At 64.7% G+C, this 25,550-nt stretch carries 25 protein-coding genes; 4 read left to right on the top strand and 21 right to left on the bottom strand.

Annotated elements, in window-relative coordinates; translation table 11 throughout:
* Positions 1-83 precede the first annotated feature (83 nt).
* The 13 genes from D002_RS0112470 to D002_RS0112530 all read right to left on the bottom strand — a co-directional run bounded on the left by D002_RS0112470 (position 84) and on the right by D002_RS0112530 (position 12,818).
* Positions 84-623, bottom strand: coding sequence for a pseudouridine synthase (locus tag D002_RS0112470; RefSeq protein ID WP_018142262.1), 540 nt, complete (start codon positions 621-623; stop codon positions 84-86).
* A gap of 11 nt (positions 624-634) precedes the next feature.
* Entirely contained in the window at positions 635-1,294 is a 660-nt protein-coding gene (locus tag D002_RS0112475) for a DUF1007 family protein (protein WP_018142263.1), read from the bottom strand.
* Complete coding sequence (locus D002_RS0112480) at positions 1,291-2,247, bottom strand: 5'-3' exonuclease H3TH domain-containing protein (RefSeq protein WP_369772096.1); 957 nt, start codon at positions 2,245-2,247, stop codon at positions 1,291-1,293. The genes D002_RS0112475 and D002_RS0112480 overlap by 4 nt, the downstream gene beginning before the upstream one ends.
* The gene (gene mdh / locus D002_RS0112485) at positions 2,231-3,154 is read right to left on the bottom strand and encodes a malate dehydrogenase (RefSeq protein WP_018142265.1); all 924 of its coding nucleotides are present in this window, start codon (positions 3,152-3,154) and stop codon (positions 2,231-2,233) included. Before mdh ends, D002_RS0112480 begins: the two co-directional genes overlap by 17 nt.
* Before the next feature lie 28 nt (positions 3,155-3,182).
* Positions 3,183-4,403: a malic enzyme-like NAD(P)-binding protein gene (locus tag D002_RS0112490; protein WP_018142266.1), complete on the bottom strand. Its 1,221-nt coding sequence runs from the start codon at positions 4,401-4,403 to the stop codon at positions 3,183-3,185.
* An 83-nt stretch (positions 4,404-4,486) separates the two neighbouring features.
* The gene (locus D002_RS0112495) at positions 4,487-5,353 is read right to left on the bottom strand and encodes a M48 family metallopeptidase (protein ID WP_018142267.1); all 867 of its coding nucleotides are present in this window, start codon (positions 5,351-5,353) and stop codon (positions 4,487-4,489) included.
* Positions 5,353-6,225, bottom strand: coding sequence for a thermonuclease family protein (locus D002_RS0112500; protein ID WP_038055492.1), 873 nt, complete (start codon positions 6,223-6,225; stop codon positions 5,353-5,355). The genes D002_RS0112495 and D002_RS0112500 overlap by 1 nt, the downstream gene beginning before the upstream one ends.
* A 4-nt stretch (positions 6,226-6,229) precedes the next feature.
* Positions 6,230-6,433, bottom strand: a complete 204-nt coding sequence (gene rpmE, locus D002_RS0112505) for a 50S ribosomal protein L31 (protein ID WP_026181709.1) — start codon at positions 6,431-6,433, stop codon at positions 6,230-6,232.
* Positions 6,434-6,809: 376 nt separating this feature from the next.
* Positions 6,810-7,691 (bottom strand): NAD(P)-dependent oxidoreductase, encoded by an 882-nt coding sequence (locus D002_RS0112510; RefSeq protein WP_026280054.1) that lies wholly within the window; start codon positions 7,689-7,691, stop codon positions 6,810-6,812.
* Between the two features lie 8 nt (positions 7,692-7,699).
* On the bottom strand, positions 7,700-9,322 hold the full coding sequence (locus D002_RS0112515) for a BCCT family transporter (RefSeq protein ID WP_018142271.1): 1,623 nt from the start codon (positions 9,320-9,322) through the stop codon (positions 7,700-7,702).
* Between the two features lie 181 nt (positions 9,323-9,503).
* Positions 9,504-10,106 carry a 16S rRNA (guanine(966)-N(2))-methyltransferase RsmD gene (gene rsmD / locus D002_RS0112520; RefSeq protein WP_018142272.1) on the bottom strand — a complete coding sequence of 201 codons (603 nt, stop codon included), beginning with the start codon at positions 10,104-10,106 and terminating at the stop codon, positions 9,504-9,506.
* Positions 10,093-11,397 (bottom strand): pitrilysin family protein, encoded by a 1,305-nt coding sequence (locus D002_RS0112525; protein ID WP_026181710.1) that lies wholly within the window; start codon positions 11,395-11,397, stop codon positions 10,093-10,095. The genes rsmD and D002_RS0112525 overlap by 14 nt, the downstream gene beginning before the upstream one ends.
* Before the next feature lie 14 nt (positions 11,398-11,411).
* Positions 11,412-12,818, bottom strand: a complete 1,407-nt coding sequence (locus D002_RS0112530) for a pitrilysin family protein (protein WP_026181711.1) — start codon at positions 12,816-12,818, stop codon at positions 11,412-11,414.
* A 55-nt stretch (positions 12,819-12,873) separates the two neighbouring features.
* Between D002_RS0112530 and ftsY the strand changes: the two genes are divergently transcribed.
* The 4 genes from ftsY (at position 12,874) to rpoH (ending at position 16,466) form a co-directional block, all read left to right on the top strand.
* Positions 12,874-13,881, top strand: a complete 1,008-nt coding sequence (ftsY, locus tag D002_RS0112535; RefSeq protein ID WP_018142275.1) for a signal recognition particle-docking protein FtsY — start codon at positions 12,874-12,876, stop codon at positions 13,879-13,881.
* Positions 13,882-13,893: 12 nt separating this feature from the next.
* On the top strand, positions 13,894-14,571 hold the full coding sequence (gene ftsE, locus D002_RS0112540; RefSeq protein ID WP_018142276.1) for a cell division ATP-binding protein FtsE: 678 nt from the start codon (positions 13,894-13,896) through the stop codon (positions 14,569-14,571).
* Positions 14,568-15,497 (top strand): ABC transporter permease, encoded by a 930-nt coding sequence (locus D002_RS0112545; protein ID WP_026181712.1) that lies wholly within the window; start codon positions 14,568-14,570, stop codon positions 15,495-15,497. The genes ftsE and D002_RS0112545 overlap by 4 nt, the downstream gene beginning before the upstream one ends.
* Before the next feature lie 102 nt (positions 15,498-15,599).
* On the top strand, positions 15,600-16,466 hold the full coding sequence (rpoH, locus tag D002_RS0112550) for an RNA polymerase sigma factor RpoH (protein ID WP_018142278.1): 867 nt from the start codon (positions 15,600-15,602) through the stop codon (positions 16,464-16,466).
* A 307-nt stretch (positions 16,467-16,773) separates the two neighbouring features.
* Here rpoH and ccoS read toward each other — a convergent pair whose 3' ends face one another.
* The 8 genes from ccoS to ccoN form a co-directional block, all read right to left on the bottom strand.
* A complete protein-coding gene (gene ccoS, locus D002_RS0112560) occupies positions 16,774-16,995 on the bottom strand; it encodes a cbb3-type cytochrome oxidase assembly protein CcoS (RefSeq protein WP_018142280.1) in 222 nt (73 codons plus the stop codon).
* Between the two features lie 30 nt (positions 16,996-17,025).
* Entirely contained in the window at positions 17,026-19,569 is a 2,544-nt protein-coding gene (locus D002_RS0112565) for a heavy metal translocating P-type ATPase (RefSeq protein ID WP_018142281.1), read from the bottom strand.
* A 17-nt stretch (positions 19,570-19,586) separates the two neighbouring features.
* Positions 19,587-20,420 (bottom strand): FixH family protein, encoded by an 834-nt coding sequence (locus tag D002_RS0112570; RefSeq protein ID WP_018142282.1) that lies wholly within the window; start codon positions 20,418-20,420, stop codon positions 19,587-19,589.
* Between the two features lie 111 nt (positions 20,421-20,531).
* Positions 20,532-21,932 carry a cytochrome c oxidase accessory protein CcoG gene (gene ccoG / locus D002_RS0112575; protein ID WP_018142283.1) on the bottom strand — a complete coding sequence of 467 codons (1,401 nt, stop codon included), beginning with the start codon at positions 21,930-21,932 and terminating at the stop codon, positions 20,532-20,534.
* 180 nt (positions 21,933-22,112) lie between these two features.
* Positions 22,113-23,045 (bottom strand): cytochrome-c oxidase, cbb3-type subunit III, encoded by a 933-nt coding sequence (gene ccoP, locus D002_RS0112580; RefSeq protein ID WP_018142284.1) that lies wholly within the window; start codon positions 23,043-23,045, stop codon positions 22,113-22,115.
* Positions 23,042-23,260, bottom strand: a complete 219-nt coding sequence (locus D002_RS0112585) for a cbb3-type cytochrome c oxidase subunit 3 (RefSeq protein ID WP_018142285.1) — start codon at positions 23,258-23,260, stop codon at positions 23,042-23,044. The genes ccoP and D002_RS0112585 overlap by 4 nt, the downstream gene beginning before the upstream one ends.
* 18 nt (positions 23,261-23,278) lie before the next feature.
* Entirely contained in the window at positions 23,279-24,013 is a 735-nt protein-coding gene (gene ccoO / locus D002_RS0112590) for a cytochrome-c oxidase, cbb3-type subunit II (protein ID WP_018142286.1), read from the bottom strand.
* Positions 24,014-24,032: 19 nt separating this feature from the next.
* Entirely contained in the window at positions 24,033-25,517 is a 1,485-nt protein-coding gene (ccoN, locus tag D002_RS0112595) for a cytochrome-c oxidase, cbb3-type subunit I (RefSeq protein ID WP_018142287.1), read from the bottom strand.
* Positions 25,518-25,550: the final 33 nt, after the last annotated feature.

A 25,550-nucleotide genomic window follows, 5' to 3' on the forward strand; every position in this document is an offset into this window, starting at 1 on the left:
CAGCCCTGGGGCACTTGCAACGAACTTTGTCCCGTTTCGCACTGCGGCGCCGGCAGTTCGTGCTTTCCGAGTCAACGTGAGAATCAGGTCTCCAGGACAAGCGCTTCACCGCGCGCCAACCCGTCAAGGGTCCAGGAGCCAACCCGGTACCGCACCAGACGCAAGGTCGGATGCCCTACCGCCGCGGTCATGCGGCGGACCTGGCGATTACGGCCCTCACGCAGGGTGATCGCCAGCCAGCGGGTGGGTATATGGCGACGAAAGCGCACCGGCGGGTCACGTTCCGGTAGGTCGGGTGGCGCCATGCGCTCCACCTTCGCCGGGCGCGTCAGGCCGTCCTTCAATTCGACGCCGTGGCGCAGGGCCTCCAATGCCGCGTCATCGGGTTCGCCTTCGACCTGGACCCAATAGGTCTTGCTGGTCTTGTGCTTGGGCTGGGTCAGGCGCGCGTTCAGACGACCGTCGTCGGTCAGGACGAGCAGGCCCTCGCTATCCCGATCCAGGCGCCCAGCCGGGTAGACGCCGGAGACATCGATGAAGTCGGCCAGCGTCGGGCGCCCTTCAGGGTCGGTGAACTGGGGCAACACGCCCCAGGGCTTGTGAAAGAGGACAACCCGAGCCATGGCCTGTTGGGTCAGTCGCAGTGCAGCGTGACGCGTTCGGCGAAATGCCGACCGAGGTCGTAATCGACGCTGGCGCCGTAATCCAACGCCATGGCGCGCGCGACCATTGCCGGATCCGGCCGCGGCCGCTCGAGCCGGGTCTCGCAAGCCGCATCCACCAGTCCGGCCGCATCGACTACGCGTATGCCATGCGGCTCGCGGTGCAGAACCTCGATGAAAAAGGTCGGGTCGTAGACCTTGTACTCCAGGTCGCGGGCTTTCGGATCCACGGGCTGGCTCAGCTCCAGCCGGAAGCGAAAATGCAGCAACCCCTCCTCCATCGCCATGCGCGGCTCCTCGGCCGCCGCAATGCCAATGGTTTCATCGCCCGCCTTGATGTGGCTGTACCAGCGATACTCGTCCAGGTTGCCGAGGATCTCGGCTGCCAGCGCCTGCAGGCGCTCCTCGGAAGTCGTGCCCTCCTGGTGTTCCTGGGCATCGTCGTACAGGTACTGCCCATAGGTGGGATCAAAGCGCCAGTTGTGATGCATGTGGGTCAGCTGCCCGTCGCGATCGCGTTCGAACGTGATCTCCAGGTCGATCCAGGCGTGGGGATGCGCCTGCAGCGTGCCCGGAAGAAGCACCAGCAGGGCCAGCACCGCGACCATCAGGGGAGCCCAACGGCGAATCATGCGGTCTGCCTCGCATCTGCAGGGGTCCAGGCGCGCGCCGCCGCCAGAAGGGGGGCCTGGTAGGCCGGCGCTACGCCGAGGTCCTGCAACCACGCCCGTGCGTTCGGCTCGGGGCCCGCAGGCCCCAGCAGCTCCGGAGACGGCAAGTCCGGGATACGGTCGACGAGCCCGGTCAGTTGCCGCCAGCGGCGGAGCGCATCGGTCTGCTGGGCAATGGTCGTGGCCACCACGGGGGCGCGCCGGATATTGCAGCGGGCGACCGCCGCCGGGTCCGCCAGCACGGTGTCGAGGTCGTGCAGACGCCGCAGGATCCGGGCCGCGCTCTTCGGCCCGATGCCCTCGATCCCGGGGATGTTGTCACTGGCATCACCGGCCAGGGCCAGCATGTCCGCGACCTGCTCCGGACGCAGGCGAAAGCGCTTCTCGATGGCCCGGCGATCCAGATCAAGCCCGCGCTCGGGGTCGTGCAGACGATCCTGCTGGCCATGGATAACCTGGGTCAGGTCCTTATCCGCGCTCTTCACGTCGATCCGATACCCCGCCGCGCGCCCACTGCGGGCCAGGGTCGCGATCAGGTCGTCGGCCTCGTACTCGGGATTGGCGAACGTGGCGAAGCCGAGCCGTTCCAGCAGCTCGCGGATCCGCTCGAACTGCTCGCGCAGCTCCGGCGGCGCCGGCGGGCGATGGGCCTTGTAGGTCGGGTCGATGCGGTGGCGAAAGCCTCGGCGCAAGCCGGTGTCGAAACAGAAGGCGACCGGCCCCGGCGCGCAGGTAGGCAGCCACTGGCAGAGCGAGTGCACCAGGCCGTGCAACGCACCACCGGGACGCCCCTGCGAATCCGCATCCAGCCCCCGCGCAAACCAGGCGCGAAACACAAAGATGCTGCTGTCGACCAGGGTCAGGGTCGGCAACCGGGCACCTACTGCCAGTCTGGACTCAGGAAAGGCGTTCAAGGTCCTTCCGCACACCGGCGATAGACTGGTCAAAAGCCGCGCGCTCCTCGGCATTCAGCTCCAGCTCGATCGCGCGCTCCATGCCGCCCTGGCCCAGAATGCAGGGCACGCCCATGGCCACGTCACGCTCGTCGTATTCGCCGTCCAGCAGGGCCACGGTCGGCAGCACCCGACGGCGATCCAGGGCGATTGCCTCGACCATCTCGGCGATCGCGGCGGCCGGGGCGCCGTAGGCGCTGGAGGTCTGTTTCAGGGCCAGGATCTCGGCCCCACCGTGGCGGGTACGCTCGACGATATTGTCCAGCGTGGATTGATCCATGAAGTGGTGTAGCGGCACGCCATTGACCGACGAGTAGCGCAGCATCGGCACCATTGCGTCGCCATGGCCGCCCAGCACCAAGGCCTGGATGTCATGGGTGGACAGCCCGGTCTCCAGCGCAATGAAGGCGGCCATGCGCGAGGTATCCAGCACCCCGGCCTGACCGAAAATGCGGTCGCGACTCCAGCCGGTCTTCTGCCAGGCGCGGTAGGTCAGCACGTCCACGGGATTCGACACCACCAGGATACGGCTCTGAGGGGCGTGAACCAGGATGTCCTGCAGGATGAGATCGAGGATCTCGACGTTCTTGTCCAGCACATCGGAACGCGACATCCCCGGCTTGCGCGGCAATCCGGCGGTCACGATGACCAGCTCCGATCCCGCGATCACCGACGGCTCATGGCTGCCGCTCAGGCGAGTATCGAAGCGCAGCAGTGGCGCGGTCTCCTGAATATCCAGTGCCGCGCCCGCCGCGGCACCCTCGCGCACATCCAGCAACGCGATCTCGCGCGCCACATCGCGGCGCGCCAGGAACTGGGCGGTGGATTCGCCGACGCGGCCGGCGCCGACTATGGCGATCTTTTGCATACGACTCCTCAGTCCTTGCTCGTGGACGTTACAGGCGCGCGACCCCGCTGTCCCGAGCGGCCTTGCTGATGGCGGGCGGCACGGTATCGATCAGGCGTGGATCGAACGGCGTCGGTAGGATGTAGTGGGGGCCGAATTCCAGGGTTTCCAGACCATAGGCATCCAGCACGACCTGCGGCACCGGCTCGCGAGCCAGACCGGCCAGGGCGTGAACCGCGGCCACCAGCATCTCATCGTTGATCGTCCGGGCGCGCACATCCAGCGCACCACGAAAGATAAACGGGAAACCCAGCACGTTGTTGACCTGGTTCGGGTAGTCCGAGCGCCCGGTCGCCATGATCAGGTCGTCGCGCGTTTCCAGCGCCAGCTCCGGCCGAATCTCCGGGTCCGGGTTGGACAACGCAAAGATGACCGGTTTCGGCGCCATGGAGCGCAACATATCCGGGGTCAGCAGGTCCGGGCCGGACAGGCCAATGAAGACATCGGCATCCTGGCACGCATCGGCCAGGCTGCGCGCCTCGGTATCCACCGCGAAGATCTGCTTGTACTCGTTCAGGTCGTCGCGCTGACTGTGGATCACGCCCTTGCGATCCACCATGAACAGGTTTCGCTTCGCCGCGCCCAGGCGGACCAGCAGCTGCATGGAGGCAATCCCGGCGGCACCGGCCCCGACGCAGACAATCTTGGCCTCGCTCAGCTTCTTGCCCTGGATTTCCAGCGCATTGACCAATCCGGCGGCGGTGATGATCGCCGTCCCGTGCTGGTCATCGTGGAAGACCGGAATATCCAGGCGCTCACTCAGACGGCGCTCGATCTCGAAACAATGCGGCGCGGCGATATCCTCGAGATTGATGCCGCCAAAGCCACCGGCAATCCGCGCCACCGTGTTGATGAAATCCTCCGGCTGCGGCGCGTCCACCTCGATGTCATAGACATCGATATTGGCGAAGGCCTTGAACAGCACGCCCTTGCCCTCCATCACCGGCTTGGACGCCAGCGCACCGACGTTGCCCAGCCCGAGTACGGCGGTACCATCGGTAATCACGGCGACCAGGTTGCCCTTGCCGGTATAGCGATAGGCCAGCTCCGGATCGGCGGCAATCGCGCGCACCGGTGCGGCAACCCCCGGGGAGTAGGCCAGCGACAGGTCCTCCTGGGTCGCCGTCGGCTTGGTGACGTGGATCGCCAGTTTCCCGGCCGGGTGCTGCTCGTGGTACTCCAGCGCGCGCTGGTTGAAATCCTTGGACATAGTGTCGCGGGGCCTTTTTGTAAGACGGTGACTTGCGAAACAGCGAGCCCCGGAGCGGCCGGCAGCCGCTCCGGAACCCAGGGTCAGTTGACCGGATGCGTGGGGACGGAGCCGCGGCGGGCCTCGTCGTACGCCGGCCGGAACTGATCGGCCAGCCGGGTCAACTCGCGCTGACGCGACTCCGGTGCCGGGTGCGTACTCAGAAATACCGGGTGCCGCCCGTTGGACTGAGCCGCCATCTTGCGCCACAGGCTGGCGGCCGCATCCGGATTGTATCCGGCGCGGGCGGCAAGCTCGATCCCGATGCGGTCGGCCTCGGACTCCATCTGCCGGCTATGCGGGAGCTGTACGGCGAGGGCCGCGCCGAGGGCCGCGCCAGTCAATGCGACCGCCGAACGGTCACCGGTCATCGCGTAGCCCGCCACAGCCAGATTGCTGGCCATTGCCACCGACATTTTCTCTGCCGTGTGCGCGGACAGCGCATGCGCAATCTCGTGCCCGATGATCTGGGCGAGCTCGTCATCGGTCAGCTCCAGCTGCTCGATAATGCCCGAGTAGATCGCCATCTTGCCGCCGGCCATGGCAAACGCATTGATGGTGTCCGGGGCCTCGATCACGCGGATCTCCCAGTCCCAGTCGGCGGTTTCGGGACGATACTTGACGGCCTGCGCCACCACGCGTTCGGTAATGCCCTGGACCCGCGCGGTCATCTCCGGGTTGGCGTCCACCCGCCCTTCTTCGCGTGCCGGGGCGAGCATCTCGACATAGGCACTGCGCGAGGCATCAATCGCCTGGTTCTCGGACACCAGCATCAGCTGGGAGCGGCCGGTCACCGGGTTCGTAGTACAACCGGGGACCGCCACGGCGAGACCAGCGGCAATCACCACCGTCAGAAGCAGGGATGTCAGGCGGCCACGTCCGGTCCGCCAGGGCTTGCGAAAAGCGCGCATTATTCGACCACCTCGAGATCGCGCGGATTCCGGATGCGAATCCGCAGTCGGTCTCTCCAAGGATACACCTGACCACGCACAATGACCGCCTCGCCATTCAAAGTGTCAGGTTCAAGATCCGGCCAGTGCGCGCGGTCATCCTCATGGATGAACACATCCAGCGGGCCGTCCAGTTCCAGCACCCAGTGGCGTTCCGTCGAACGCACCGAAACCACCTCGCCCTGCACTCGCAACCGCCCTGGACGCAGGGCGCCTGCGTGCCGGTCCAGGGCCATCGCAGAAAAGGCGGCAGGACGCTCCAACCAGAGTCCCCGCTGTCCCGCACGCGCCTCGGCCTCGGCGTTGTAGTAGCAGGTGTCCAGGGCGGAAGGCTGGAGACCGGGGCGGGCAACGGCCGCGCCACTAGCGATCAGCTCACTGGCGAGCAGCGGCCCCTCGGGTAACCAGGCGTGCATATGGAGACGCCCCTGGGCATCCCGGGCCGGTCGCCCGGGACGCAGGATCAGGCGCTGGCCAGCCGCGTCGATCCGTTCGTCCAATACATCCTGCAGGTCTTCGTGCAGGCGCAGAGGTCGCATCAAGGGACTCGTCTCCGGTAATTCCGCCGCCGGGGCGAGCCCGATCAGGCGGATGCTGCGCCCATCGGCCAACTGCAGTCCATCGAAACCCTGGACCCGGTCGACCTCGACTTCCTGAAGCCCTCGCGCATCCTGGTCCGCCAGCTGGCATTGGGCCGCAACGGCCTGGGCGAACAAAAGCAGCAACCCCCCAACGCAGACGAGGGCACCCCACAGGGCGCCCTCGTTGGGTCGGCCGCGGCCCGCCGCAGCGGCTACGCGTCCGGTCGCATCTCGCGCCGGCCGGCGCGCCACGGCTTCAGAATGCGAAGCGGCGGTTGAACTTGTCGACCTGGCCAGCGGTGTCAACGATCTTCTGCTTGCCGGTATAGAACGGGTGGCACTGCGAGCACACATCCACCTGCATCTCTTCGCTGGAGAGGGTGGAGCGGGTCTCGAACTGCTCCCCGCAGCTGCAGATGACCTTGACTTGGTGGTAGTTCGGATGGATATCGGCTTTCATGATCGGCTCACGCAGGTTCTGGCGAAAAGTCCGATAGGATAGCCGTGGATCACCCACCAGCGCAAGACCCATTTGCGAGCGTCTTTCGAGAGCCGTTCTGCAAAGCGGATGGCAACTCACTGAATGAACCGAGGGTTTTATAGTCCGGGACAGCCTGTGGATAACTTTGTGGACGAATTGTCGGAAGCGGAACGAACGCTGGCTCGAACGTCAAGCCCACAAGGATCAGACCAGCGCCGAACTTGAAATAAATTACTGATTTATATTCAATTAATTCTTTCCCTATTGCGCGAGAGCCGCTTTTTGGGCCGACCACCGCAATGAGCAAGCACTTGGTACGCACTGTGCATAAACCCACGCCAACGTGCCGCACCCGTCAGTGTTTGGCGGGCTCCGGGGCAATCGCCCGGTAGATCGCCGAATAGTCAGCGTCCGCCAGCCCCTGGTCCTGCGCCTGGTCCAGAAGGTCCGCCAACAACGGTAACCACGGCCCAACCAGCTGAGCATCCTCGACCGCCCGCTCGGTCAGGCGCACATCTTTCAGCAGATGCTTGACCGGGAAGTTAGCGGACCCAAAGTCGCCGGACAGCATCTTGCCCAGCTTCTTGTCGAAGGTTGGGGCATACAGAGCGCTATCGCGCAAGATCTCCATGAAAGTCTCGACCTCCACGCCTTCGCGTCGGACAAGCGCAAGGCTCAAGGAGAACGCGGCGGTAAGACTGGCGATCAGCTGATTGAAAGCCAGCTTCAGCGCCGCCCCCTGCCCCACCGGACCGACATGCCGAGGGGTCTCGCCAAGGGCCGCCAACACGGGCTGTGCACGGGCAAAGTCCTCATCGCTATCGGCACCCGCCATGATCAACAGGCGGCCATCCCGTGCTTCCGGGATGGAACCCAGCACCGGGGCCTCCAGGTAGCAAGCGCCGGCCGCGCGCACCCGCTTGGCCAGCGCCCGGCTCTCGGCCGGGAGGATCGTCGCCATCTGGATCACGCAGCGCCCCGATAACGACCCGGTCGGGAGAGCACCCAGCACGGCCTCGATGGCCGTTGCGTCGCTGAGCATGAGCACCAGTACATCTGCCTCCGCGACCGCCGCCGCAGGTGCGCTATGAACGGTCACTCCCTCCGTAGCCAGATCACTGGCGCGGGATACCGTGCGGTTGTACGCCACCACGGGAAATCCGGCCTGCAAAAGACGCAGGCCCATGGGTTGCCCCATGAGCCCGCATCCCAGCAGCGCCACTCGGGACGCAGCCATATCGACTCCTATTTGATCTTGTCGTCGAGGTCGTCGGTATACCCGAACAGGGTATGCGGCGGTGGCGCCTCCTTCTGATACTTGGTCGGCGTAACCGCTTCGGTCTGCTGCAGGCTCTTGTACAGCCCGATGACCATGATCAGCATCACCACCGAGAACGGCAATCCGATGCTGATCGCAGCGGCCTGCAGCGCCGCCAGCCCCCCCGCCAGCAACAGGATGGAGGCGACCACCCCCTCGAGGATGGCCCAGTACACGCGCTGGGTGACGGTCCCGTTGCGCACGTCGCCGGAGGCCAGGGTGTCGATGACCAACGAACCGGAATCCGAGGAGGTGACAAAGAAGGTCACGATCAGCAAGGTCGCCGCTGCCATCACCACAATCGCCAGCCAATCCCATAGCGGCATCGCCTGAAGGGTCACGAACAACGCGGTGGACACGCTCTCCGACACGGCGGCGGTCAGATCGACCACGCCGTCGAGCTCGTAGCTCATCGCGGTACCCCCGAACACGGCCAGCCAGACAAAGGCCGCGGCGGTCGGGGCCAGGAGCACGCCGGCCACGAATTCTCGGATGGTGCGGCCACGCGACACTCGCGCAATGAACATGCCGACATACGGGGCCCAGGAGATCCACCAGCCCCAGTAGAAGATGGTCCAGGAGGCAGCCCAGCCGGAGTCTTCAATGGTATCGGCCCACAGACTCATCTCGGGCAGGTTCTGCACATAAACGCCGGTGGATTCAACCAGCAGGCGCAGGATGAACAGCGTCGGCCCCATGATCAGCAACAGTGCGACCAGGATCGCGGCCAGCCCGATGTTGAAGTTCGACAGACGCTTGATGCCCTTGTCGACACCCAGCGCGACCGAACCCACCGCGATCAGGGTGATGATCGCCACGAGTATGATCTGCATGGCGGTCGATTCCTCGATCCCGAACACGAAGTTCAGGCCCGAGTTGATCTGCATAACCCCGAGCCCCAGCGAGGTCGCCACACCAAACAGGGTGCCGAACAAGGCCACGACATCCACCACATGCCCCCAGGGGCCGTAGATCCGATCCCCGATGAAGGGATACAGCGAAGAGCGGATCAGCAGCGGGAGGTTGTGGCGGTAGGCGTAATACGCCAGCGACAGGCCCACGACGATGTAGATCGCCCAGGCATGCAGCCCCCAGTGGAAAAAGGTGTAGCGCATCGCCTCGACGGCCGCGCCACTGGTCTCGCCCTCCGCATGCGGCGGGCTCAGATAGTGGTACATCGGCTCGGCGATACTCCAGAACAGCAGCCCGATCCCCATCCCGGCGGAGAACAGCATCGAAAACCATGCGGCATAGCTGAAGCGCGGCGTCTCGAACTGGTCCCCCAGGCGCACCCCACCGTACCGGCTGAACATCAGGTACAGGGAGAACACCAGGAACACCGTTACGACCAGCATGTAGTACCAACCAAGATATTCCGAGATCCCGGTCTGCAGTTGTTCGAAGATCGCTTCGGCACGATCCGGGAAGATCGCCCCAAACAGCACAAACACTGCGATCACAATACTGGAGGCATAGAAGACCGGGCTGCAGATCACGCCAAAGCCGCGAAGGCGCGTTTGCGTCAGACCGGGGGTGGACTGTTCATCCATTCGGTTTCCCCTTGTGTTCGAGTTGCGGGCACGGGCCTGACTGCTTCTTGCCGCGAAGCTGCCTGGTGCGCGCCCGTTGGCGCGTTGCCGCTGTCAGGTGGGACATTGCCCACCGTAGCGAAAGACAGCCAGCACTGCAAAAACTGCGAAGGGCTTCACAGCCCCGCCGTATCACCCACCGTTAGACGCCGGGAAGCCGCGTCAAAAGCAAGGCGCGGGCCTGCCCGCCCTGGCGCTCTCGCTCGATATGCCACCCGCTTGAAACAAGAAAGTCGAGGGCGGCCTCGGCCTCAATCTCTACGTAGATCTGACTGTCGGCATGGATCCAGCCCTGCATCACCAAGGCCTCCAGCACTGGCACCACCCGATCCTGGTGGAACGGGGGGTCCACCAGAACCAAGTCATAGGGCTGCCCATCCGGCGGAGCGGCCGCCAGCAGGCGCAAGGCGTCATCGCGGCGCACCGTGACCTGTTCGGCCCTCAGCGTCTCGCAGTTGGCCTGCAACTGCGCGGCCGCACGCGCATCACGTTCCACCAACAACACCGATGCCGCCCCACGCGACGCCGCCTCCAGGCCCAGGGCCCCCGTGCCAGCGAACAGATCCAGCACGCGGGCACCAGGGAGACTGGGTTGCAGCCAGTTGAACAGGGTCTCGCGCAGGGCATCCGCGGTGGGACGCAGCCCACCCACCCCGAGCACCGGCAACCAGCGCCGCCGCCAGGCACCGCCGATGATGCGGATGCGCGCGGCGCGCCCGGCGGGGGCGCGCCTACTCCTGGCCACCCACGATCACCGTGACCATCGCATCCGGATTGATGCGCTCGCGCAGGCGCTCATTCAGGTCATCCAGCTCAACCGCCTCCATGCGCTCGATGTAGCGCTCCAGGTAGTCCAGCGGCAGATCGTAGAAAGCCATCATCCCGAGCAGACTGACGATGTCGCTGTTCGAAGCCAACGACAGCGGGAAGCTGTTGACCGTGTTCTCACGCGACGCCTCCAGCTCGTCCGCATCGATTCCCTCTGCGTGCCAGCGCCGCAGTTCGTCGCGCAGGGCGTTCACCGCATCGTCCGCCTGATCCACTCCGGTTTGCATACCAATCCGGAACGGCCCTTCCACGGCCATCGGCTGAAAGCGGCTGCTGACCGAATAGGCCAATCCGCGCTGGCTGCGGATCTCCTGGAACAGCCGCGAGGTGAATCCACCGCCACCAAAGGCGTGATTGGCCAGGGTCAGCGCATAGTGGTCATCGTCCCCGCGGCGCAGGGCGGGCGCGCCCATATGGATGTGGGCCTGTTCCGACGGGAAGTCAATGCGCTCCTCCACCGGTTCGTCCCGTTGCGGTACGTCTGGCAGCGGATCGACTGCGGGACCCCGGGGCAGCGCCGACGAGATGCGGGCCGCGATACTCTCGGCCTGCTCGCGATCAAGGCCGCCGGTAATCGCCAGTGCGCCGTTGCCGGTCGTGTAGTGGCGCTCAAAAAACGTGCGCGCATCCCCGGGACTCAATGCCTCAAGGCTGTCCCGGTCACCCCGCGGCCAGTTGGCATAGGGGTGGCCTTCGTACATCAATTCGTAGAAGCGACGGGTGGCCACGCTGCCCGGGTCCTGGCGCTCGCGCTGGAGACCTTGCAGGGCCTGGCGCCGCGCGCGGTCAAAGTCGCTATCCGGGAAAGCCGGCGCGGCCAGGACGTCCGTCAGGGTATCCAGCGCCGCATCCATCCAGTCCGGCTCGGTCAGGCTGCGAAGGTTGATGATGGCCATATCGCGCAGCGACTGGGTGCCGAATTCGGCACCGACGGACTCGAAGCGCTCGGCCAGTTCGTCGGCATCCATATCCGCGGTACCGTGGCGCAATGCACTGCTGGTCAGCAATGCCAGGCCGCCCTGGCTCCCATCGCGCGAGGCTCCGCCGTCGAAGGTCAGGCGCAGGTCGACCATCGGCAGGTCCGGCGCCTCCACAAACAACACCCGCAACCCCTCGGTGGTCTCCCACTCTTCGATCTCGACGGCCTGGGCCGGTAGCGCCAGCGCCAGCAGAAAACCCAGGACACTCAGAACACCCGCTCGCATCATCTTGGCTCCCATGATCACAGACCTCCCGTGTCATCACCGTAGGCCTGCCCCGAATCGGGACGGGCCTCGCCATCCAGGGGCTGGGGGTCGAGAATGCCGACCGTGCGTTGATTGGGCACGAGGTATTCCCGTACCACGCGCTGCACATCCTCGGCGGTAACCGCACGCACGCGTTCCACGAAACGATCACCTTCCTGCCAACCCACCCCGATGGTTTCCAGCATGCCCAGCTGGAAGGCCTGCGAACGCACCGAATCGCGCTGGTAGATCTCTGAGGCAATCACCTGGGCCTGTACGCGCTCCAACTCACTGTCGCTGACTGGCTCGTCCTTCAGGCGCTCCACCTGCTCCAATAAGGCGGCCTCCAGGGACTCGATATCGGTATCGGCGCTGGGCACGGCCGCGATCATGAACAGGTCATCCAGGCGGCTGAACGGGCTGTAACGGGCCGACGTCGCGCCGGCCAGTTCCTCGCCACGCACGATCTCGCGGGCAAATCGCGAGGCCTCGCCGGAATCCAGAACCCCTGCCGCCACCATCAGGGCGTAGGCATCCATCGGGTCGTCCAGTGTGTTCAGGACTGGGGCCTTCCAGCCCATCATCAGGAAGGGCAGCTCGGCCGGCGCCTCCAGGGTGATGCGCCGCTCGCCTCGTTGCGGGGTCTCCGTACGCGGCTTCGTCTCGGGCAAATCTCCGGCCGGAATGTCCCCGAAATGCTCGCGCGCGGCCGCAATCACTTCCTCGGCATCGACATCGCCGACGACCACCACGACGGCATTGTTCGGGTGGTAGTAGCGGTCATACCACGCCTGTGTGTCCGCCAGGGTGTAGGCCTCGATATCGCTCATCCAGCCGATCACGGGAATGCCGTAGGGATGGTTGAAGAACGCGGTAGCCATCACTTGTTCACGCAAGAGCGAATTGGGCTGGTCCTCCACGCGCAGGCGGCGCTCCTCCTGCACCACGCGCAACTCCGGCTGGAACTCATCGTCCTGCAGCTTGAGGTACTGCATGCGCTCGGCCTCCATGGCCATTACCGTCTCCCAGTGATCACGGCCGATGATCTGGAAGTAGCCGGTGTAGTCGCGACCGGTAAAGGCGTTCTCGCGCCCACCCAGGCGCGAGACGATGCGCGAGAATTCGCCAGGCTCGTAGGCCTCGGTCCCACGGAACATCATGTGTTCCAGCATGTGCGAGATCCCCGTCACACCACTGTGCTCGTCGGCCGAGCCGACCCGGTACCAGACCATATTGGCCACGACCGGGGCCCGCCGATCCTCCAACACCAATACCGTCAGGCCGTTGTCCAACGTGGCCTCAACCACGTCGGATTCCATCTCGAGCGAGTCGGCCGGGGCTACGACGGGCCAGGCGAAAGCCAGTGCGGTTGCAAGCACTGCTACTAGATCTTTACCGCGCATGATTCGTGAATCCTCGTGCTAGCATTGGCGAACTCTCTACTTGACCACATTGAGCATGTTCGGTTTCCGCAAGAACAAGTCCGACGACCCTGTTGCACCCGCCCCGGAAACGCCCGGGACCGAGCCGGAAAAGCCCGCCCGTGGAGGGTGGTTCCAGCGGCTGCGTCAAGGTCTGGCCAAAACCGGGCAGGCCCTGGGCGGCGACCTGGGGTCGCTGTTCCGGCGCAAAATCGACGACGAGCTTTTCGAGGAACTGGAAGAACGCCTGCTTCTTGCCGACGTTGGCCTGGATGCCACCCAGCAGATCATGGATCGTATCACCCGCGAGGTGAAGCGCGGGCAACTGGATGATGCCGAGGCCCTGATGGACGCCCTGGAGGCGGCCATGATCGAGATCCTCGAACCCGTCTCGCAGCCCTTGGAGATTCTTGCGGCCGAGCGCCCGTTTTCGATCCTTGTGGTGGGCATCAACGGGGCCGGAAAGACCACCACCATCGGCAAGCTGGCACACCACCTCCAGGCGGAAGGACGTTCGGTGCTGCTGGCCGCGGGCGATACCTTCCGCGCCGCGGCCGTGGAACAGCTGCAGACCTGGGGCGAGCGCAACAACGTCGCGGTCATCGCCCAAGGCACCGGGGCCGACTCCGCCTCGGTGGTCTACGACGGCCTGCAGGCAGCCCAGGCCCGCGGCATCGACGTGATGGTCGCCGACACCGCCGGGCGCCTGCATACCCAGACCAACCTGATGGATGAGGTGCGCAAGGTAAAACGCGTGATGGGCCGCCTCGACGAACACGCCCCGGACGAAGTGCTACTGGTGGTCGACGGCGGTACCGGCCAGAACGCCCTGAACCAGGCGCGCCAGTTCCACGAGGCCCTCGGCCTGACCGGAATCGTGGTCACCAAGCTCGACGGTACCGCCAAGGGCGGCGTGCTGTTCGCCCTTGCGCAGCAGCTGGGTGTGCCTGTGCGCTTTATCGGAGTCGGGGAGAAGGCGGAAGACCTGCAGGCCTTCGATGCCCGCGCCTTCGTGCGCGCCCTGCTCGGCCGCGACGGCGATTAGCGAGCGCTCTGGATGATTCGCCTACAACGCGTCACCAAACGATTCGGCAGCGCGTCAGAGGCGCTTAGCAACGTCAGTCTTCGGGTGGACGCGGGCGCGATGGCGTTCATCACCGGCCCATCGGGTGCCGGCAAGAGCACGCTGCTGCGGCTGATCGCCGGGCTGGAACGCCCGACCCGTGGGCGTATCCAGGTCAACGGCCACGACCTGGATCGGCTCTCCAATCGGGCAATCCCCGGTTTTCGCCGCAGTATTGGACTGGTCTTCCAGGATCACCGCCTGCTGTTCGATCGCCCGGTGTTCGATAACGTTGCCCTGCCGCTCGAAATCCTCGCCTACCGCCGCCCGGAGATGCGCAAACGCGTGCGTGCCGCGCTGGACAAGGTCGGCCTGCTGCACAAGGAGGCGGTCAACCCGCGCACCCTGTCCGCAGGCGAACAGCAACGCGTCGGGATTGCGCGGGCCATTGTCCATCGCCCGGTCCTGCTGCTGGCAGACGAGCCCACCGGCAACCTCGACCCGGCGCTCTCGCGCGAGATCCTCCAGCTGTTCGATGACTTCAACGGGGTCGGCATGACCGCGCTGATCGCCAGCCACGACCTCGGGCTGGTCGAGGGTATGGGCAAACCGATCCTGCACCTGGAGGACGGGCGCATCGAGGCCCGCGCCGCCGCGGGGCACCCGGCATGAGACCCGGTCGGCGCGTACTCGACGCTGTGCCCGCATGGGTGGAGGCCCACCGGGATGCCGCCCGACGCAGCTTCCAACGGCGGCTCCAGGCCCCCGTGCTGAGTCTGATCAGCATCGCTGTGTTGGGCTTCATCCTGACGCTCCCAGCCTTCCTCTGGGTGTTGCTGGATAACGCCCGCGCCCTGTCCGCACACATCGACCATGACCCGCGCATCGCCCTGTATCTGGACGATGTCGCACCGGAAACGGCCGCTGAACTGGAACGCCACCTGGAGACCGACGCGCGGGTCGAACGTTGGACCTGGATCGACGCCGACGAAGCCCTGGAACGCTATCGCGAGGGCCTGTCCGACCCCGGCCTGCTGGACTGGCTGGATACGAACCCTTTGCCCGATGTGATCGATGTCGTGCCGGCCTCTGCCGACCCGGCAACGGTGACGGCATTGCGCGAGGAACTCGAAGCACTCGCGCCCAACGCAACCGTGATCAGCGACGACGAGTGGGTGCGCCAGCTGAACAGCCTGCACCAGGTGGGCCTGCGTATCCTGACCGTGGTGGGCGCCCTGCTTGGGCTGGGGGCCGTGCTGATCCTGGCCCTCGCGACCGCGTCGGAGTTGCGCGAACGCCGGGAGGAGATTGCCATCTCGCGCATCAGCGGGGCGACCCACCGATTCCTCCGTCGTCCATCGCTGTACGGCGGCCTGCTCACCGGCTTCGGGGGCGGCGTCTTTGCGGGCATCCTGCTGCTGGTCGGCATTGCCCTAAGTCGTGCGCCCCTGGAACAGGCTGCGGCGGCGTTCGCACTCGAGTTCGAACTTGGCTTGCCCGGAGCAAGCCATTTGTTGTCGCTCATGCTGGCCGGCCTTTTCCTCGGCTGGCTGGGTGCCCGTCTGGGAAGCGGCCACGCCCTGCGCGACGCACCGTAGGGACAATTCGACCCGGCCCAACGGCCGGAACTTTTACAGGGTTTAGCACTCCTACGCACAGACTGCTAATCTAGAGCCATGAATCGGGAGGAAACACCACGCATGACTCAGGCCCTGACCACCCCGCGCGTCGACATGCCCGTCCCGGTGGGTAACCTCGATCACTACATGCAGGCCGTAGGCCGTATCGAGGTGCTGGACACCGAACAGGAGCGCGAACTGGCCGTGGCGCTGCACGAGCGCCAGGACCTGGATGCCGCACGCCAACTGATCCTGCATAACCTGCGCTTCGTGATCCACGTCGCTCGCGGCTACCAGGGCTACGGCCTGCCGTTGGGGGACCTGATCCAGGAAGGCAATGTCGGCCTGATGAAGGCCGTGCGCCGCTTCGATCCCAACCAGGGTGTACGGCTGGTGTCCTTCGCGGTGCACTGGATCCGCGCCGAGATCCACGAGTTCATCCTGCGCAACTGGCGCATCGTGAAGGTCGCCACCACCAAGGCGCAGCGCAAGCTGTTCTTCAACCTGCGCAGCGCCAAGCAGCGTCTCGGCTGGCTGTCCAACGCGGAGGTCTCCGCAGTGGCGCAGGATCTGGGCGTTTCGGAAAAGGACGTGTGGGAGATGGAGCGCCGCCTGTCCAGCCAGGACGCGAGCTTCGACCCGGGCCCGGAGGTGGACGACGAGCACAGCTATGCGTCACCGTCCGAACGCCTGAGCCTGGAGGACCTTAGCGATGACCCGGCCCACGTCACCGAGGACGAAGACTGGGATCGCCACTACCAGGAACGGTTGAGCCAGACCCTGGGCGAGCTGGACGAGCGTGCGCGTACCATCCTGATGCGCCGCTACATGGCGGAGCAGAAGGCGACGCTGCATGAACTGGCGGCGGAGTACGGCGTATCGGCCGAGCGTATCCGCCAGATCGAGAACAACGCGATCAAGCGTATCCGCGCGGCATTCGACGACTAACGTCTCCGCGCAGCGCTAAAGCAGAGGGCATTAGAGCCCGAACGAAAAAGGCCCCGGCAAATGCCGGGGCCTTTTTGTTGCCGGACATCGGGCCTACTCACCCGACCCGGCCGGAATCCTCCTGGCTCAGCCGAACAGGATCACCGAAAAGAAGCTGATCCAGGACCAGATGATCAGGCCCGCCGTGAACGTCAACGGGAAGTTTGAAAAGGTAAACCACTCGCGCATCTCGCAGCCCTCGGAATGTTCCTAACAGAATTAGGCAAAGGGTAAGCCGCGCTGCGGCGCGACGCAAGTTCGACCGAGGTCAGCGCTTGGTCTTTTCGTGGCCTCCATCCTCTTCCGGACGCTCCGGCGAATCCGACTGGGAGCCGGTCGGAATACGGGGATCGTCGTCGTCCATCAGGATGCGGTGGGCAGGCCCCTGGAGATCGTCGTACTGACCCGAGCGGATCGCCCAGAACAGAACAAGCCCAACCACCAGGGCAAACAGCATGGCGAGCGGGATCAGCAGGTACAGGATCGTCATCCGATCAGTGTAACCCCCTGCGTGGTGGCCTTAAACCGGGGGCGCGCCACGTTCTGATGCCGGGACCGGAGCGCTACTGGAAACGGTAGCTGAATCCTCACGGGGCGGTCGAAGGCGCAACGCATTGCCCACCACCAACAACGAACTGAGCGACATGCCCAGTGCCGCAAGCCAGGGAGTCAGCAAGCCGGACGCCGCCACCGGGAGCGCCAGGGCGTTATAGCCGATTGCCCAGGCGATATTCTGATGGATGACGCGCTGTGTGTGGCGCGCCTGATCCAGGGCCTGGGGTAACTGCTCCAGCCGGTCCGACAGCAGGACGAGGTCGGCCTGGTTCTGGGCCAGTTGCGTGCCGCCACCCATAGCCAGCGACACGTCGGCGCCTGCCAGCACCGGGGCATCGTTGATACCTTCACCGGCCATGAGTACCACCCGGCCCTCGGCCTGACGAGCGCGCACGTAGGCCAGCTTATCCTCGGGCGCCAATCCACCCACAGCGTCGAGAATCCCCATCTGTGCTGCGAAGGCCTGCGCGGCCTCCGGGCGGTCGCCGGTCAACAGGACCACCCCTAGCCCGCGGGCCTGCAGGTCCGTGATCAGGGCGCGCGCATCCGGGCGGGGGGTATCCGCCAGCCAGAATAGAGCCACTGGCTGGTCATCAACCACGAGCCAAACAGGGCTCGCCAAAGGAAAGCCCTCCGGCGGCGAGGGGGGCGCGGCAGGGTCCTGCGGGAGCATCGTGCTGCCCCCGATGGCGACGCGGTGGCCGTGGATCTGACCCGTCAGGCCCTGACCGGGAAGGTTGTGGACGTTGGTCGCGACGGGGCCGGTCCCGTCTGCGATACCCACAATGGCCCGAGCCAGTGGGTGTTCGGAGTGCCCCTCCAGCGCCGCGGCCCAATCCAACCAGGAGCCTGCATCCGGGGGGGGCTGCAGATCGGCACGGGCCACCAGGCGGGGTTGCCCCAGGGTCAAGGTCCCGGTTTTGTCCAGGCACACCAGGTCGACTCGGGGCAGGGCCTCCAGGGCGCGTCCTCGAGTGACCAGCATGCCCAGGCGCGACAGGGCACCCGTGGTCGCGGTCAGCGCGACCGGGGTGGCCAGAGCCAGCGCACAGGGGCAGGTCGCGACCAGCATGGCGACCATGACCCACAAGGCCCGCGACGGGTCGATCCAGGCATACCAGACCACCCCGGCCAAGGCGGTCAACAGCAACACGACGCCCACAAACCAGCCCGTGCCGGCCTCGGCAACTCGGGCCATGCGGGGCTTCTCGGTCTGGGCGCGGTCGAGCAGACGCTGGATCGCGGCCAAGGTGGTTTCGGCTCCGACGCGCTCGGCTTCGATCAGTAGCGGACCGTCGACATTGACGGCGCCACCGGTGACACGCTCACCGGGGCGCACCGGGTGCGGTTCAGGTTCGCCCGTTAACAGGGCTTGGTTCACCGTGGACTCCCCCTCGCACACCACACCATCGGTAGGTATGGTCTCGCCGGGTCGCACGCGGAGGGTGTCGCCTGGAACCAGCTCGCCCACCGGTACGGCTTCGAAGCGGCCGTCGGCAATCCGACGGCTGGCGATGGCCGGAACCAGGCGATCCAGGCGATCGATGGCGTGAGAGGCGCGCTGGCGCGCGATCAGCTCGAGGTAGCGACTGGTCAGCAGGAAGAACACGAACATCACCACGGATTCGAAGTAGACGTGTTCGCCGGTGCCGAGGATGACCGCGTACAGGCTGGCCAGATAGGTCGCGATGATGGCCAGACTGACCGGGACGTCCATCCCCAGTTGGCGATGCCGCAGATCGCGCCAGGCGCTCTGGTAGAACGGGATTGCGGAGTAGAAGACGACCGGCGTGGTGAGGGCAGCCGCCACCCAACGCATGAACTGGAGCAGGTCTTCGTGTTCGGTGTCCTCGGCGCCCAGCCACAGAGCCACGGCCAGCATCATCACCTGCATCATGCCCAGCGCGGCCACCGCAATCCGCCGCAGGGCCAGACCACGTTCACGCGCGATGGCCTGCTCGCGCGTGCCCGGGTCGTAGGGGTGGGCGTGATAGCCGATGTCGCGGATCGCCTTCAGGATGTCGGACAGGGCGATGCGCTCCGGGTCCCACATGACCTGGGCCCGGTGGGTGGAGTAGTTGACGCGAAAGCTCTCCACACCCGGCAACGCCTGCACGTGGCGTTCATTCAGCCAGACACAGGCAGCACACGTGATGCCTTCCAGCATCAGCGCCGCCTCGCGACGGTCATTGCCGGCGCCGGCGGACACGACGAACTGCTGCTGCACGCCGGGATGGTCGAACAGCTCGAGTTCGCGCAACTCGTCGGGGATTAGGGGGCTACCGCTCTCGGCGGGCGGGGCGTCGCGATGATGGTAGTAGGCGCCCAGTCCGCGCTCAATGATGGCGCCGGCGACCGCCTGACACCCTGGGCAACAAGTGGGCCGCTCGCGGCCCTCGAAGGTGACGGCATAATCGGCCCCGGGCGGAACCTCGAGGCCACAGTGGAAGCAATGTGCGCGATCGGCCGCGGACGATGCCGGGCCCTGCGACTCGGACGCGTGCGCCACGGCGAAAGGGCGTTCGTTCAGCCGGAGCGGCCGCTACGCACACGGGTGCGGGCCTGTTGCTCGAGCAGTTCCCCGTCGTGAACGACCTGATAGCGCAAGTCCCAACGGCCCGGTGCCGGCAGCGCGACTTCGACCTGGTAGAGACCGTCCCCCATCGCCTGCATCTCGAAGGTCTGATCGCGGCGTTCGTCGGCCAACCACATGAACAGGCCCCGGACCTGGGCATCATTGATCGGGTCACCCTCGGCATCGCGTACCTCGACCTGAAGGGTCGCGGTCTCGCCCTCGGTGGGGCGCTCCAACCAACCCTGACGGACCTGCCAACCCTTCTGCCGTTGTTCCAGAAGTTCGGAGACCCGATGCACCGCGAGGGCCTGCTTGCGGCTCTCCATCCCCGCCACGGTGCCAGGGAACCCGGAGGTGACTTGTTCCGCCCGGTTTTCCGGTTCGGGCAGGATGGAGCCGATGAACTGCTGCGGCATCCCGTTATGTGCCAGCGTAATCAGAACCGCCTGGACCGACGCCACAATGGTGAAGAAGCCGACCAGCACGAGCGGAGCCCAATGCAGGCGCCCGATCTTGGCCTTGCCCCCGTTCTCGGCCTCCGCCTCTTTCTGGGTGAAGACGATCCCGAGACCGTAGGGAACAATGATGTACAAGGCGAGATGAATCGCGAAGACATCCGCGCCCTGCCAGGTCAGGATCGAGTAGGGGATGAACACGAAGAACATCAAGGCCACCACCACCGCCGAGGTGCTATAGGCCTTGAGGCGAGTGAAGCGATAGATCAGGGCGAACAGCAAGGCCAGTACGGCGCTGCCAACCCCCAGGGTGATGACGAGATTGCTCATAATGGTTTCTTCGTTTCCTGCGATTTAGCAACCTAGAGGGTTGCATGACATTGCGTCAAATCCGCCAGCATGATTGCTGTTTCTGCGGCCGGCGGCCCGGAGGCCGATTCGTTACCGATGACTGAACTGCGAGTTCACCTCGAGCGGTTCGATGTAGCCATCTCGATCCGTGATCACAAACCGGAAGGGTTTCGGCGACGGCGTGCCGTCCGGCACGTCATACCGCACCCGCGCGACCACGGTCAGGCGTTCGCCCGGCTCAAGGCGGATGATCTCGACCTGTCCCAGGTCCAGTTCGGCCCCGTCCAGACCGGCCAGCCCGATCTCGAAATCCAGCTCGCGGTCAGCCGTGTTGTTCAGCCGAATCTCGTAACCGTTCTGGGTGCGCCCATCGGACATCTGGACATAGAGAGGCTGGCGAACCTGGTTCACGTTGGCATCCACCGGCGGGCGGCCGAGGATACTGCCGACGAGTGCGACGATCACGATCAGCACCGCGGCCCCATAGCCAAGTGTCTTGCCCTTGAGCAGGCGGGTCTTGCCCCCCTCCTGCTCGCGCTCGGACGTGTAGGCGATCAGCCCACGCGGCCAGCCCTGCTTGTCCATGATGGTGTCACAGGCATCGATGCACAGCGCACAGTGGATGCACTGGACCTGGAGCCCGTCACGGATATCAATGCCGGTCGGGCAAACCTGGACGCAGTAGCCACAATCGATGCAGTCGCCGACCCCGGCCGCCTGGCGTTCTTCGCGCGTCTTCAAGCCCGCCTTCACCTTGGCCCGGCCTGCGGTGCCCTCGCCGCGCCCATCGTCATAGGACACGATCATGGTGTCGCGATCGAACATCACACTCTGGAAACGGGCATAGGGGCACATAAAGGTGCACACCTGCTCCCGCGCCAGGCCCGCGAAGGTATAGGTCGTCGCGGTCAGGATGCCTGCGGTGACATAGGCGGCGTAGACGGCCTGGCCGGTAAAAAAGTCGGCCACAATCGAAGGTGCATTCCCCCAGTAGAGGACAAACCCAAGCCCGGTGGAAAAGGCCACCAGGAGCCAGGAGAGGTGTGTCAGGCCGTACTTGAAGACCTTCTCGCCGTTCCAGGGCTGTTTAGCCAGGCGCAGGCGGGCCGGACGCTCACCCTGGATCTTGCGTTCCAGCCACATAAAGACATCGGTCCACAAGGTCTGAAAGCAGAAATAGCCACAAAACACACGACCGGCCACCCCCGTCACAAAGAACAGCAACAAGGCGGCGAGCACCAGAAAACCGGCCAGCCAGAAGATGTCCTGCGGATAGACCACGAGGTCGAAGATGTGGAACTGACGCCCCGGGATATCAAACAGGACCGCCTGGTCGGGGCCGTACTCGCGTTCCCAGCGAATCCAGGGCAGCCCGAAAAAGACGCCGTAGGCGAGCAGCAGAATACCCGTCTTCAGATTGCGAAAACGCCCCTTGACCGATCGCGGGTGGATCGGGACGCGCGCCTCGTACAACGGCTGGGCCTGGGACATCAAAACCTCCCGGAGGTTAATCCGGCAGCGTGGGGCAAGATCCAGCCTTGCCCGCGGGTACGGTTCCTTGCAACAAAACAGGGGTGCCTCCGGGCGTCAATCCTGCCCGTTGGACACCCCTTTAAAGATCTGCGGCAGGCCGCCGGCCCTGGCGCCAGCCGCCGGGTCTGAAGTCCCCGCTTACTGACCACCGCCCAACGAGTGGACATAGGCCGTCAACATCTTGATCTCCGCTTCCGACAGGCGATCGGCAAAGGCGGGCATCTCGCGCTGGGCTCCGTCACGGACGAAGTTGGCAACCAGGCGCTGACGCTCGCTGTCGCTCTCTGCGCCACGCACGTCAACCAGACCCCAGAGGTCATTGGTCAGGTTGGGCGCGCCCTGAGAACTCAGGCCCTGGGCGTCCATGCCGTGGCACTGGAAGCACCCGCCATCGGAGCCGGTGAAGATCCGTTCGCCGGCATCGGCATCATCCTGGTCGACACTGTAGTCGTTCAGGGACAGCACGTAGGCGGCAACCTGGTTCAGCTGGTCACTGTTCAGGGTGTCACGGTAACCCGGCATGTAACCCAGACGGCCCTGGCGCAGGGTTTCTTCGATCTGGTCAACGGTCCCGCCCCACTTCCAATGGTCATTGCGCAGGTTCGGGTACTGCCCAACCACACCGGCGCCGCCCACCTGGTGACAAGCGGCACACCAGGTCCCGAAGGAACCCTGGGCGTAGGCGTTCACGAAACTCATGCTGTCGGCATCCGCCAGGATGGTTTCATAGTCCTGGCCGGCGACCTGCTCCAGCATCTCGCGCTGACGCACGGCATAGGTACCGGTCTGCATGTCCTTGGCCAACAGCGCACGCGTATTCCAGTGCATGGTGCGTTCTTCACCACCCTGTTCGAAGGTGATGGTGTTAAAGCCCTTGGTGAAGCTGTCACCAATCGGCCAGGCCGGGTAGATCAGCCAGTACACCAGCGCGAACACCACCGTGGCGTAGAAGCCCCACAGCCACCAGCGCGGGAGCGGGTTGTTATATTCCTGAAGGTCCCCGTCCCAGACGTGCCCAGTGGTCTCGACCTGGTTCTTCTGGTCCTTATCGCGGTTGTCCTGTGTGCTCATTGCTCGTCACTCTCGGTTTTGTCACGCCGGGCCACGGGCTCCCGATGTGAATCATCGTCATCCAGAGGAATGTAGCGATACGTCTCGAACTTCTGGGCGCGGCGACGATTGGAAAACAGGAAGATCACCACACCGATAAAGGTGCTCATGAACAGCAACAGCGCGACGATCTTGCTGTTGCCCATGTCCGTAATCCATTCCCAAAGTCCCATCATTGTGGCGCCCGCTCCTCCTTACCGGAATTCGGCAAAGTGCCCGTCGTCGTATGCGCTGAAGTCGACCATGGTCCCGAGGACCTGGAGATAGGCGACGATCGCATCCATCTCCGTGATGGTGCCGGGGTTACCGTCAAAGTTCTCGGCCTGAGCCTGGCCAACCAGGTTGTCCTCGGCGTCGCGAATATCGAACATCCGGGCGTGTTCCGCACCGAACCGCTCGACGTTGGCCTCGTATTCCTCGTCGGTGAGCGAGTACGGCACACCAACCCGCTTCAGCGCGATCATCCGCGCTTCGATGTCGGAGTAGTTCAGCGGCGTCGTCGCCAGCCAGGGGTAGCCCGGCATAATCGACTCCGGCACCAGAGACTGCGGGTCAATCAGATGCTGGACCTGCCATTCGTTGGAGTATTTGCCACCCACACGGGCCAGGTCCGGACCGGTGCGCTTGGAGCCCCACTGGAACGGATGGTCGTACTGCGATTCGGCCGCCAGCGAGTAGTGGCCATAGCGCAGCATCTCGTCACGGAACGGGCGCACCATCTGCGAATGGCAGGTGTAGCAACCTTCGCGGACGTAGATATCACGCCCGCGCTGCTCCAGCGGGGTGTACGGGCGGACACCGTCCACTTCTTCGATCGTGTCGTCGATGTAGAACAGCGGCACGATCTCGACCAGGCCGCCGACGCTGATCACCGCAAGGGTGAGGATGATCAGCAGGCCGGCATTGGTTTCAACGCTTTCATGCTTCATGGATCTAGTCTCTCCCTAATCAGGCCGTGCGGGCTTCGGCGGACGCGGCCTGGGCCTCGCGGGCCTCGGCCTTGATGCCCGAGCGAACGGTCATCGCGATGTTGAACGCCATGATCAGCATGCCGGCGAGGAAGAACCCGCCACCGATGGCGCGCACCACGTACGGCTTGTGCAGGAACACCACCGACTCGGTGAAGGTGTAGGCCAGGTTCCCGTACTGGTCAAAGGCGCGCAGCATCAGGCCCTGACCAATACCGGCCACCCACATCGCGGTGATGTACAGCACGATCCCGATGGTCGCCAGGAAGAAGTGTACGTACACCAGCTTCAGGCTGAAGAGGTTTACGTTCCACAGCCGCGGGATCAGGTGGTACAGGGAGCCGAAGGTGATCATGGCCACCCAGCCCAGCGCGCCCGAGTGCACGTGGCCCACAGTCCAGTCGGTGTAGTGGGACAGCGCGTTGACGCTCTTCAGGGACATCATCGGACCTTCGAAGGTCGACATGCCGTAGAAGGCCAGCGCGGTGATCAGGAACAGCATGATCGGGTCGGTACGCAGCTTATCCCAGGCGCCCGACAGGGTCATGATGCCGTTGATCATGCCACCCCAGGAGGGCAGCAGCAGCAGGATGGAGAAGGTCGCCGCCAAGGTGGACACCCAGTCCGGCAGGGCCGTCCAGTGCAGGTGGTGCGCACCCACCCACATGTACAGGAAGACCAGCGCCCAGAAGTGGATGATGGACAGCTTGTACGAGTAGATCGGACGTCCGGCCTGCTTCGGCACGAAGTAGTACATCATCCCCAGGAAGGCCGCGGTCAGGAAGAAGCCCACCGCATTATGGCCATACCACCACTGAGTCATCGCATCCTGCACCCCGGAGAAAATGGAGTAGGAGTGTGGATGGAACAGGCCCACCGGGACCTGGATGTTGTTGAAGATGTGCAGCAAAGCAGTGGCCAGGATGAAGGCCATGAAGAACCAGTTCGCGACATAGATGTGCGGCTGGTTACGGCGCAGCAGGGTCATCAGGAAGACCATGAAATAGGCCACCCAGACGACCAGGATGATGATGTCGATCTGCCAGTTGAACTCGGCGTACTCGCGGCCCTGGGTGATCCCCATCATGTAGGTGATCACGCCCAGGATCAGCGCCAGGTTCCACCCGTAGAAGGTGAAGCTCGCCATGGAGTCACTCCACAGGCGCGTCTGGCAGGTTCGCTGAACGATGTAGTAAGAGGTGGCAAACAGCGCATTACCCCCGAACCCGAAGATCACGGCCGAGGTATGGACCGGGCGGAAACGCCCAAAGGTGATCTGCGCGATATCGAAGTTCAGGAACGGGAACGCCAGCTGCGAAGCGATCCAGACGCCCGCCGCCATGCCAAACACACCCCAGAGGATGGCGGCAATGGCGAACCGCTTGATGATCGCGTAGTTGTACTGCTCGGAAGTCGCGACTGACGCTGCGGGTGCGGCACCCGCCGTAGTGGCTGCTTGTGACATGACTTTTCCACCTTGCTGCGGGGAACACGGATG

The sequence above is a fragment of the Thioalkalivibrio sp. ALJ7 genome (assembly GCF_000376865.1).
Lineage (GTDB): Bacteria > Pseudomonadota > Gammaproteobacteria > Ectothiorhodospirales > Ectothiorhodospiraceae > Thioalkalivibrio.